This is a genomic window from Chloroflexus sp. (genome assembly GCF_034435895.1).
Taxonomy (GTDB): domain Bacteria; phylum Chloroflexota; class Chloroflexia; order Chloroflexales; family Chloroflexaceae; genus Chloroflexus.
On sequence record NZ_DAOTWH010000091.1, the window covers coordinates 1 to 10,900 of the forward strand.

Here is a 10,900-nt window from a genome sequence, read left to right on the forward strand (position 1 = left end):
ATAGGTTACCCTCACCCCCAACCCCTCTCCCGCAATGCGGGAGAGGGGCGCTGCTGCGTTCCGCTGTGGCAATAGCGTTGCCGCCAATCCGGCGGCTCACCCTTTCCCACCTCGCGGTGAGAGAGGGGGCCGGGGGTAAGGGAACAGCAGGCCGTGCCGCGGGCTTCGTAACCGTAGCCCGGCCCTTCAGGGCCGGGTTTCCTACCTAGCGGTAAACGACTGTTCTGGATGAGATGTTTTGTCCACCCCTCAACACGCGGTGAGAGGGGACACAGTACCTATCACTCCAACTCGGCGATGCGCTCGCGCAAGCGGGCCAAGGCAGCTTGAGCCGTCTCAAGCGCTTCGCGTTCGCGTTGCACGACGTGAGCCGGCGCTTTGCTGACGAAGCTCTCGTTGTTGAGGCGGGCAGCACGCCGTTCCACATCAGCCTCGGCTTGGGCCAGCTCTTTTTGCAGACGGGCGCGTTCGGCAACCAGATCGATCAGGCCGGCCAGCGGCAGGAAACATTCCACTGCACCGATCACGATCGAGGCCGCTTGCCGCGGACGCTCAGCAAGCGTGGTGACAACCGTCAAATCATCCCTTGCCACACGGGCCAACCGGCTGATCAGCGGCGCTTGCCCGCGCAAGAGATCGGCCCGCTCGCCGGCCACCACTGTGGCCGCTACCCACTTCGCCGGCTCGACCTTGTACTCGCTGCGCACATTGCGGATCGCGACGATCAGCTCTTGCACCAAAGCCCAATCGGCTTCAACCGCCTCATCACGCATCCCTTCCATCAGCATCGGATACAGCGCGTAGCTGAGCGTGCGCAGGCCAAGCTCGGCGTACGACGTCTCAGGGCCGGGATCGGGGCGCTGGTAAGCATCGGTCAGGTACTGCCACGCCTCTTCGGTGACGAAGGGCATAAAGGGATGGAGCAAGCGCAAGCCGCCATCGAGCACGGTGAAGAGCACGCGCCGGGTAAGCTGTGCGCGCTGCGGATCGCCTTCGAGCTGCACTTTGGCAATCTCGACGTACCAGTCGGCAAACTCGCCCCAGAGGAAATCGTGGATCTGGCGGCCCGCTTCGCCGAAGTTATAGCCTTCCATCAACCGATCCACCTCGGCCACCAGATGGGCGTAGCGCGAGAGGATCCAGCGATCAGCGAGGGTGAAATCCGCGGCGCGCAGCGCCTCTGGCGTCACCTTCACGCTTTCGTTGCGCGGCAGATCGCCAAGTTTGCTAATCACAAACCGGGTGATATTCCAAATCTTGTTGGCAAAATTGCGCGCCGCTTCGATCCGCTGCGGATTCAGATTGACATCTTGGCCGGGAGTGCCGCTTGTCACCAAGGTGTAGCGGAGCGCATCGGCGCCGTGTTGCTGGATCACCTCCAGCGGATTGACCACATTGCCAAACGACTTCGACATCTTGCGGCCATGTTCGTCACGCACTAACCCGTGCAGGTAGACGGTGTGGAAGGGCGGCTGGCCGGTTAAATAGCACCCCATCATCATCATGCGCGCCACCCAGAAGAACAGGATGTCGTACCCTGTCTCCATGACACTGGTGGGGTAGAAGCGGCGGTAGTCTTCGGTGTCGTCAGGCCAGCCGAGCGTGCTAAAGGGCCAAAGACCGGAGCTGAACCACGTATCGAGCACATCGGGGTCTTGCACGCCTTCGGCTGGCGGCGGCTCATCGGGGCCGGGCACGACAATTGAACCGTCGGGCATGTACCAGACCGGAATCCGATGCCCCCACCAGAGCTGGCGCGAGATACACCAGTCTTCGATGTTTTCGAGCCAGTGGAAATAGATCTTCTCGAACCGTTCGGGCACAATCCGCACCTTGCCATCGCGCACCGCGGCGATCGCCAGCTCGGCGAGCGGCTTGGTGCGAACAAACCACTGCTCGGAGAGGAGCGGCTCGATCACCTCGCCACCGCGCTGGCTAATGCCGACATTCATCTTGTGCGGCTCGGTCTTGACCAGCAAGCCTTCGCGTTCGAGATCGGCCAGAATCGCCTTGCGACACTCGAAGCGATCCAACCCGGCGTAGGGGCCGCCCGCCTCGTTGATGGTCGCATCGGGATTCATGATGTTGATCATCGGCAAGTGGTGACGCTTGCCGACTTCATAGTCATTCTTGTCGTGGCCGGGGGTAATTTTGACCGCGCCAGAGCCGAACTCTGGATCGACATACTCGTCAGTGATGATTAGGATGGGGCGAGCCAGCGCCGGCAAGATCGCCTCTTTTCCAACCAGATGAGCGTAGCGCGCGTCGCCGGGGGCGACGGCCACCGCTGTATCACCCAAAATTGTCTCTGGGCGCGTGGTAGCGACGGTAATAAACTCGGTTGCACCGGCGGCCCACTGGCCTGACCCCCACGGTGCGGACGGACCGGCCCACTCGGCAGTGCGAATCGGGTAGCGCACGTACCAGATCGAGACATTGCGCTCTTCGTACTCGACCTCAAGATCGCTGACGGCGGTTTGCAGCTTGGGCGACCAGTTGACGAGGTAGGTGCCGCGATAGATCAAGCCATCATCGTAGAGGCGCTTAAACGCGGTATGCACCGCACGCGACAAACCGGGATCGAGAGTGAAACGCTCGCGCGACCAATCGCACGACGCACCCAGCCAGCGCAACTGGCGCGTAATCTCGCCGCCGTACTTCTCTTTCCATTCCCACGTGCGGCGCAAAAACTCTTCGCGCCCCACCGCCTGCCGCGACGTTCCCTCGCGTTCAAGCAGCTTCTCAACCTGCGTCTGGGTAGCAATGCCGGCATGATCGGTACCGGGCACCCACAATGTCTGATAGCCCTGCATCCGGCGCCAGCGGATCAGCAGGTCTTCGATGGCGACAAACATCGCGTGGCCGAGATGCAACTCGCCGGTGACATTGGGCGGCGGGATCGAGATGACAAAAGGCGAACGGGGAGCATCATCGCGCGGCGCAAACAGACCGCTACGCTCCCACCAATTGTAGAGCCGCTGCTCGACGAGGCGGTGCTCGTAGGCTTTATCCATCTCTAGCGGGCGGGCGGCAGCCGGATCGGTCATAGATGCCTCAACAATTAGCGCTAGAATACCGTCACATTAAATACCATTATACCAGTCTTTCCGGCCCGGCGATGTCAGGCGCATGGCGGGTAAAATCGGGTACAATGCGAATCAGGACTGCCGCGCACCGCCGCGCGCCGGAGATCGCCAACCATTGCGGCAAGGAATGTTATGACCCCGCTGATTCAATTGAACAATATCACCAAAGTCTACGTCATGGGCGAAACCGAAGTACATGCCTTGCGCGGAATCTCGCTCACCATCAACCAAGGCGAGATGGTCGCGATTATGGGGCCATCGGGCAGCGGCAAGAGCACGCTGATGAACATCATCGGTTGTCTCGACCGGCCCACCTCAGGCGAATACCTGCTCGAAGGGGTCAATGTCGGCGAGCTGACCGACGACGAGTTAGCGATCATCCGCAACGAGAAGATCGGCTTCGTCTTCCAGCAATACATGCTGCTCCAGCGCACCACGGCGCTGCGCAACGTCGAGTTGCCAATGCTGTATGGGAGGGGCCGGCCCGACCGGCAAGAGCGGGCACGGATGGCGTTAGAGGCCGTCGGGATGGGCGACCGGCTGCACCACCGACCCAACGAGCTATCGGGCGGTCAACAGCAGCGGGTAGCGATTGCCCGCGCCCTCGTCAACGAACCGCGAATTATCATGGCCGACGAGCCGACCGGCGCACTCGACACACGCACCGGGGCCGAGATTATGGGCATTTTTCAGCGGCTGAACGCCGAGCAGGGCATTACCGTCATTCTGGTGACGCACGAACACGACGTTGCCCAACACGCTGAGCGGATCATCAGCGTGCGCGACGGCCAGATTGCTGACGACCAGCCGGTCAAGAATCGGACGATGGCGTGGCAGCGGGAAACGGCGATTGTATGACCGGACGGCAGATTTGTTATCATAGCGCCGGGTGAGCCGCCGTCACGGAGACGCCTGTATGCACAACCGAACATTCCTGAGCCATGTCCTGCTCGTAACCCTTCTCGCCACGATCGCGCTCGCTGCGCCGCCGGCCAGCGCAGCTATGAGCACTTTTTCTACGCCGGCCGCCACACTCCCCATCACAACGAACGCCATTACGCCACGTACCACGCAAGAGCCGGAAGAGTCGCTGATCAGCGCTCTGCTTGGCCGTTATGCAACGTGGCTGATGCTAGTCATGTGTAGCTCGATGCTAGCCCTAGTGGGAGCAGCAGCGATTGTGGCCCGGATGCGCCGGATCGCGGGAGACGATGACGACTAGAATGATATGGAGTGCGGCAGGGAAACTGCCGCATATTCGTATTATTAGGCGAAGCGCCCCCCTATGTCATTGCGAGGGGGCGTAGCCCCCGCAGCAATCTCCCCCTTTGGCGAATATTGATGCTGGAGCGGATGCAATCCGTGCTCATGGGAGATTGCTTCGCCGCCTCTGGCGGCTCGCACTGACAGGAGGGGTGCGGGGGGATGGCGCCGACGGCACTTGTACTGACCACGGGAACATCACCCTCATAGGATAACTTTCACCCCGCAACCGGGAAATTCTTCGCATATCTCCCTTGCGCATTTGGGCAAAATCAGTGCATACTATGTACAAAGAGTGATCTTGTGATCACTCCGCGCCAGCGCCGGCGCCCACTGTCTCAAACCACAACACCACATCAAAGGAGTGCGCTGCATGGAGGTGCTACTGCAACTACTGGTTGCGGGAGCGTGGATGGTTACGCTCGCCAACAGTCTTCGCCGGTTATTACGCTTAGCTCGTGTCTCACATTTGCAACGGTGGGATAGCGATATTCGGGTGCGATCCGGTCTCAACCGGATCTGGTGGTGGTTGGGCCAAGAGGAATTCTGGGGCGCGGCGCGGTACGATGTCGCTCATGCCTTGCAAATCTCGTTGCTCGTCTTTCTCTTTGTCTGGCGAATGGCAAGTTGATGCGAGGATGCTAACGCGATCGGGAATGCAATGGCACGAAGCGGATTGTGTTACGATATTGGCGCTGGCATAATCACAGATGCCGGCGCGTATACTGGTAAGCTGTTGCGCCTTGGCGTTATCATCCGCAAGGGAAAGCCGTGAATATTCGCTGGACGGCAGTAATCTCTGGCTTCATGGCCGATTTCGCGTTTACGATTTTGTTGCAGGTGGTCATCTTGGCCACCGGGCAGAGTGCGGTGTTCACCGATCCATCGTTATCTAACCCAATCCATGTGCTTTTAATCTTGATCGGCGCTAGTTTGACCGGCGTAGGCGGGTTTGTCGCTGGGTGGCTGGCCGATAATTCCTACGCAATGCATGGCTTGCTGGTGGGAGTAGTTGGGATTCTGGTTGCAACCATCACCAACGTCGGGATCGCTGTACCGTCGTTGTTGTTGCTAGGGCAAATGATTGGCTGCGCCTTCGGCGCTGTTGGAGGGATGCTAGCCGGACGGGTGCGGCGATCGCCACGGGTGGGTTAGGCGCAAAAAACGCAGAAGAACAAACGGGTGTTGCAGTTGTGACAGCGCACGTATGATGCGCTGTTTTTTATGACTTCTCAGCGCCTAATATAATTGTCCAATCACACTCTGAAACACCGGCGGCGGCGGGCAGAAGAGGTGCAGCGGCTTGCCGTCACGCGGATGCGGCAAGCTGAGTTCGGCAGCGTGGAGGAGCGGATGGGCCAGCATTAGACCGGCAACTGCCGTTGGCCCGCCGTAGCGTTCGTCGCCGAGGATCGGGCAGCCCAACGAAGCGAGGTGGAGGCGAATTTGATGGGTGCGACCGGTCAAAGGAATAGCCCATACTAGCGCGGCTTGGGCGAATTGGCGGCGCAGCACGAAGCGGGTGTGCGCCAACTTAACGCGCTGGCCGTCAGGCAACGATCGCCCGATCTCTGACCGATCGTAGAGGCGCCAGCGCCCGCCGGCAGCGCGGCCATGACCTGTTATAAGTTCCACCTGCGCCGGCATATAGTTAGTACATACCGCCAGATACCGTTTCTGCGCCTGACCACGGTTGAAGGCAGCATGGAGCGGCGCGTTGGCGCGGGGATGCTTGCTGAGCACGAGGATTCCTGAGGTGCCGAAGTCAAGCTGGTGGGCAAGATGAAAGGGGGGGGGTTGGCCGTCGCGCGTGGTGAGCAACCGCGTCAAGACCGCCAGCACACTACCCTGCGTATCCCATGGCGTGTCACCGACGTAACAAGCGGGAGGTTTGTTGATCACCAACAGATCGTCGTCTTCGTAGATGATGTGAGCGAGCGTGACCGGCGCGTCGCAGTAACCGCCTGCCGGAGGCAGCCGCACGAGCAGCGTCTCGCCAGCAGTGGCCGGCGTGTCAGGCGTCACCCGGCGCCGGTGCAACCACAGGCCGCCACGGGCAGCAGCTTGCCGGCCAACCTCGCCTAACCGTTCGGCGGCGATCTCGCCGAGTGGACGGCCAGCATCATCGCTCGTTAGGAACAGCGCAATGGATTCGGGAGGCATACGTCATTCCAAACGGTCTTGCAGCGCGACGAACTGTTGCTACGGGCCAGCGGTCTGCGTTCCTCACTTACCCTTGGCGGTTCAAGAGCAGACAGAAGCCATGAGCATGGCTGTGGTGGCTAACGGTGTAATGCGCCGTTCCACCCTCACCCCCAGCCCCTCTCCCACCTCGCGGCGGGAGAGGGGAGCGCAGTGCCGAGCGTTGAGACATCACATAGCAGTCAATGGTTGTGCTCAGCAGATTGTTCTATCTGCCCCTCAATCCTTAGCAAGCCGGTGCTAGCCGATGGCCCGCTTCAATACCTGACCCAACCGGCGCGCGCCTTCGACCAGTTCCGCTGCAGGCACCATCGAAAAGGCGAGCCGTAGCTCGTTGCGCCCACCGCCATTGGCATAAAACCGTTCGCCGGGAATGTAGGAAACCCCCGCCGCTTCAGCTTGGCTCAGCAACGCCGTGGTGTCAACCGTGGCCGGCGTGCGCAACCAAACGAAAAAACCACCCAACGGCGGACGCCACGTAACACCGGGTGGCATCAAGCGGGCCAACGCAGCCAGCAGCGTATTGCGGCGCTCCCGTAGCGCTGCCCGCAGATCCAGCAGATGCGGCTCAAAATCGCCGGCTTGCAAGAGGGCCAATACCACATGGGCCGTGAAATGGTTCACCCCGCCGCCACTGTCGAGCATACCTGCCTGTGTGCAGCGTTGAATCACGGCGGCCGGCGCTTGCATCCAGCCTAACCGGAGACCGGGAGCCAGCACTTTGGCAAAACTGCCTAGCCGGATGAGCGGGCCGCCGGGAGCGAAACTCGCAATCGGCGGCGGCGGCGGCGCATCGTACCACAACTCGGCATACGCCTCATCTTCGATCACAGTCAATTCTAACGCCGTCGCCACGCGCGCCAATTCGGCCCGCCGCTCAGCCTGCAACGTGACGCCGCTGGGATTGTTGTAGGTTGGCACCAGATAGAGAAAGGCGATCCGTTCGCCCCGGCTGCGCAAGAGCTTGACGAGCGCCGTCACCGCTGCCACGTGCAATCCTTGCTGGTCACCCGGCACTGTTACGCAACGGAGACCGTAGTCGCGAAAGATTCGTAAGGCCAGATGGTAAGTTGGCGCTTCAACCAGCACCACGTCACCCGGTTTGGTGAATTGCTTGCAGAGCATATCGAGCGCCTGCGATGTACCGCCGGTAATCATCAGATCGGTTTCGGACACGGCCAAACGTTCGGCCAGCAGGGCCAGCAACCGGCCCGGCCCTTGAGCATAGCCATACGTCAACGCAGCCGGCGCATCGTTGGTCAATGTCCACGTTGCGGCGCGCAACACTTCGGCGCGTGGCAATAACTCGGCGCCAAGATGCCCCCAACCGAACTCGATCATCCCCGGTCGTTGCACGAATTGAATGTCTGGCAACATACGGTCTCTCTCGTCTTATGCCGGCGCCACGTTCCTAAGCAAGCTCTCACCGCGCAGGCATAACGCTAATGGTATCATACTGTTGAGCAGCAACCTGCTCCGAACCAAGGGCATCTATGGTTAAACGCTATGCATCGCCTACGAATCATTCTGCTGTTGCTCACCACGCTGGCGATTGCCGGCTGCACGTTTGTGCGCGGCGAGCCAGAACCAACGACCACCGGCTACAGCCGGCCTGCTGCGCCGGCTACTCGCATCCCGTTGCCAGCCGAAACCCCTGCACCGGCAGGCGGCGCTGTGAGCGGGTTGAACCTTTCGCCAACCCCGGCGCCGCCAGTAGCAACGATCGCGCCAACCCCGACCCTTGCCCCGCTGAGCCGGGAACAGCGCCTGCAAATTTTTCGGCAAGTGTGGGAAACGGTGCGCGACAATTATTTGTACGAAGACTATAACGGTCTCGACTGGCAGGCAGTACGCGCCGAATTGCAACCAAAAGTCGAAGCTGCGGCGACACCAGAAGCGTTTTACACGATCATGCGCGATATGATCGCGCAGCTTGGCGATGACCATTCGCGGTACGAGTCACCGCAAGAAGCGGCGGCCCAGATTGCCGAAGCGCGCGGCCAATTGCAGTATGGCGGCATTGGCGTGAGCGTGCGCACGATTGATGAAGGCGGTTTGATCACGCGGGTCGTTACCGGCGGGCCAGCCGATCAGGCCGGGTTGCGCCCGCGTGACCTGATTGTAGCGGTGAACGGCATTCCATTCAATGACCCCAATGCGTTTGGCCCTGCCGGCGCGATTGGCGCGGTGCGCGGCATCCCCGGCACTACGGTGCGGCTGACGATCAAGCGCGGCGACGAACCGCCGCGGGACGTTGAGGTGATGCGAGCCGTGATCGACATTGCAATCTTCAACCGGGTGACCGCCGAGCGATTGGCCGATGACATCGGCTTGCTCACCATTCCTAGTTTTTATGTCGATAACGCCGATGCGCAAGCTCGTGACGCACTTACCAGCCTGCTGGCCAGCGGGCCGGTGCGCGGGATGATCATCGACGTGCGCGACAATAGCGGCGGCTACATTCACGTGATGCGCAACATCATCGCCCTCTTCCAAGATGGCGGCAGCATCGGCGCATCGGTTGGGCGGCGCGATCGGGAAGAGCAGCTCATCCCGCGCGGACGCACTATCCCCGGTCTCACCGGCATTCCGGTGGTGGTACTCATCAGCGACGAGACGGCGAGCGCTGCCGAGATGTTCGCCGCCGGGATGCGGGTGTTGCGCCAAGCCACGATTGTCGGCGTACCATCGGCAGGCAATACCGAAAATCTCTACGGGTACGAGTTTAGCGATGGATCGCGTTTGCTACTAGCCGAAGTCGCTTATCAACTACCTGATGGCACGCTCATCGAGGGCACCGGCGTCGTGCCCGATGTGCTGATTGAAGCGGAATGGTGGCGCTTCCCCCCAGAAGAAGACCCGCAACTGCGAGCAGCAATCGATCTTCTCAAGTAAAGCCGCGCGGCGGTGCGGCTCCCCGTCGCGGAAGAAGACCCGCAACTGCAAGCAGCGATCGATCTCCTCAAGTAAAACTGCACGATCGTGCGGCTCTCGCCTCACCAGCGCTGGCAGCCGCGCGGCAGTGCAGCGTCATCTCGGTACCCGACCCTGCCACCAGCGCCACGCCACCGAACCCACCACCGCAGCCAACATGAGCAAGATCGGCTCGACCGGCAGCCGATAACGGGTATTGCCGGCTACCGAAATGGCGTAGGGTGCAGTAAACGCCACCAACCACCAGAGGCAGAGCCATAACGCTGCCCGGTAGCGACGATACGCGATCACTGCACCGATCACGGCCAACAGCAACAGGGGGATCTGGATCGCGTAGCGTATGAGGTAAAAGTACCCCGGCTCAGCAATGTTTTCGCTGGTGATCTGGAAGGTCGGCGAGATCAGCCACAGATAGCCGATCCGCTTGATGGTCAGCTCAAGGAAGCGATCGGGATGGGCAGCGATCCACTGCCACGCTTCCTGCTGCAACACGGCATAACGCTCGGCTTCGTTGAGCGAAGCGAGATAAGCCGCTCGCTCAGGGGCGAGCGTATTCGGCATCGGCTCGCCGGCCATGGTGTAGAGAAAGCCGGTGGCATTGGGATTATTGCCCATCCAAAAATTGAGGCCAAACGAGGTTTTGAGCAGCACAAAGCGGTGAAACACCAGATAGTTGCGCACCGTCCACGGCGCGACGATGACCACTGCGACCAGCGCAGCGCCAGCAAGCAGCAACACGCTCTGTTGCCGGGCCGACGGCGTTTGCCGGAACCAATAGAGCAAGGCTGCTCCCGGCGCAGCCACCAGCAAGATCGGCTCGGCCAGCAACCCGACGCCCCAAACCAAACCAAGCAGCGCCGCGCGTTTCCGGCTTGGATGGGCAAAAAACAGCACGATAGCGTAGAAAACGAGCGCGGTACAAAACGCGGTCAAAATCGCCGGCGAAATCTGCTTACAGAAATAGATCAAGGGCGGATAAACCGTAGTCGCTACCGCCGAGATAGCCCCAACCACCGGAGCGAACGCCTGTGCGGCAATCTTGCCGATCAGGTAAATGATTAGGGCTGAGAGGACTGCCTGTGCCAACTCAACGGCGAGAAACGGCAGAGGTATGCCAATCCACAACCAAAACGCCAACAATAACGGGTAGAGCGGCGTATTGAGCGCCGTCGGCTGTTCGGGGCCAAGCCAGCCGCCACCGGAAAACCCCTTGCCAGCAACCAGATTGTGGGCCACAATCCCGTATTCGGCGGTGATTGGCGCGCGATAATCATTAAGCACTACAACGGCTGCCACCCGGATCGCCAATCCGATCACGGTAAGCAGCCACAAAAGGCGATCAAACCGGTTCATCGACAACATCAAAATAGAACGTTGGCGTGTCGTCGTAGGGGCATAGCGTTGCTATGTCCCTA

General features: G+C 60.6%; 9 protein-coding genes. 5 read left to right on the top strand and 4 right to left on the bottom strand.

Translation table 11 applies throughout. The annotated features are described in order from the left end of the window. Window positions 1-281 precede the first annotated feature (281 nt). Window positions 282-3,047: a valine--tRNA ligase gene (locus tag U9R81_RS05420; RefSeq protein WP_322494499.1), complete on the bottom strand. Its 2,766-nt coding sequence runs from the start codon at window positions 3,045-3,047 to the stop codon at window positions 282-284. Window positions 3,048-3,218: 171 nt separating this feature from the next. Between U9R81_RS05420 and U9R81_RS05425 the strand changes: the two genes are divergently transcribed. The 4 genes from U9R81_RS05425 to U9R81_RS05440 all read left to right on the top strand — a co-directional run bounded on the left by U9R81_RS05425 (window position 3,219) and on the right by U9R81_RS05440 (window position 5,504). After that, a complete protein-coding gene (locus U9R81_RS05425) occupies window positions 3,219-3,944 on the top strand; it encodes an ABC transporter ATP-binding protein (RefSeq protein ID WP_322494500.1) in 726 nt (241 codons plus the stop codon). Window positions 3,945-4,002: 58 nt separating this feature from the next. Continuing rightward, a complete protein-coding gene (locus U9R81_RS05430; protein WP_322494501.1) occupies window positions 4,003-4,308 on the top strand; it encodes a hypothetical protein in 306 nt (101 codons plus the stop codon). Window positions 4,309-4,722: 414 nt separating this feature from the next. Further along, window positions 4,723-4,980: a hypothetical protein gene (locus tag U9R81_RS05435; protein WP_322494502.1), complete on the top strand. Its 258-nt coding sequence runs from the start codon at window positions 4,723-4,725 to the stop codon at window positions 4,978-4,980. A 140-nt stretch (window positions 4,981-5,120) separates the two neighbouring features. Then, window positions 5,121-5,504, top strand: a complete 384-nt coding sequence (locus U9R81_RS05440) for a TIGR04086 family membrane protein (protein WP_322494503.1) — start codon at window positions 5,121-5,123, stop codon at window positions 5,502-5,504. A gap of 84 nt (window positions 5,505-5,588) precedes the next feature. On the opposite strand, the gene U9R81_RS05445 is transcribed toward U9R81_RS05440, so the two are convergent. Beyond that, window positions 5,589-6,512 (bottom strand): RluA family pseudouridine synthase, encoded by a 924-nt coding sequence (locus U9R81_RS05445; protein ID WP_322494504.1) that lies wholly within the window; start codon window positions 6,510-6,512, stop codon window positions 5,589-5,591. Between the two features lie 279 nt (window positions 6,513-6,791). Continuing rightward, window positions 6,792-7,928, bottom strand: a complete 1,137-nt coding sequence (locus tag U9R81_RS05450) for a PLP-dependent aminotransferase family protein (RefSeq protein WP_322494505.1) — start codon at window positions 7,926-7,928, stop codon at window positions 6,792-6,794. A 129-nt stretch (window positions 7,929-8,057) separates the two neighbouring features. On the opposite strand from U9R81_RS05450, the gene U9R81_RS05455 reads away from it, so the two are divergent. After that, window positions 8,058-9,446 (top strand): S41 family peptidase, encoded by a 1,389-nt coding sequence (locus U9R81_RS05455; RefSeq protein ID WP_322494506.1) that lies wholly within the window; start codon window positions 8,058-8,060, stop codon window positions 9,444-9,446. Between the two features lie 135 nt (window positions 9,447-9,581). On the opposite strand, the gene U9R81_RS05460 is transcribed toward U9R81_RS05455, so the two are convergent. Beyond that, window positions 9,582-10,838, bottom strand: coding sequence for an ArnT family glycosyltransferase (locus tag U9R81_RS05460; protein ID WP_322494507.1), 1,257 nt, complete (start codon window positions 10,836-10,838; stop codon window positions 9,582-9,584). Window positions 10,839-10,900: the final 62 nt, after the last annotated feature.

Coding starts and splice junctions, on each gene's coding strand:
- U9R81_RS05450 (WP_322494505.1), bottom strand. CDS start 7,928: ATGTTGCCAGACATTCAATTCGTGCAACGACCGGGGATGATCGAGTTC.
- U9R81_RS05455 (WP_322494506.1), top strand. CDS start 8,058: ATGCATCGCCTACGAATCATTCTGCTGTTGCTCACCACGCTGGCGATT.
- U9R81_RS05430 (WP_322494501.1), top strand. CDS start 4,003: ATGCACAACCGAACATTCCTGAGCCATGTCCTGCTCGTAACCCTTCTC.
- U9R81_RS05425 (WP_322494500.1), top strand. CDS start 3,219: ATGACCCCGCTGATTCAATTGAACAATATCACCAAAGTCTACGTCATG.
- U9R81_RS05445 (WP_322494504.1), bottom strand. CDS start 6,512: ATGCCTCCCGAATCCATTGCGCTGTTCCTAACGAGCGATGATGCTGGC.
- U9R81_RS05420 (WP_322494499.1), bottom strand. CDS start 3,047: ATGACCGATCCGGCTGCCGCCCGCCCGCTAGAGATGGATAAAGCCTAC.
- U9R81_RS05435 (WP_322494502.1), top strand. CDS start 4,723: ATGGAGGTGCTACTGCAACTACTGGTTGCGGGAGCGTGGATGGTTACG.
- U9R81_RS05460 (WP_322494507.1), bottom strand. CDS start 10,838: ATGAACCGGTTTGATCGCCTTTTGTGGCTGCTTACCGTGATCGGATTG.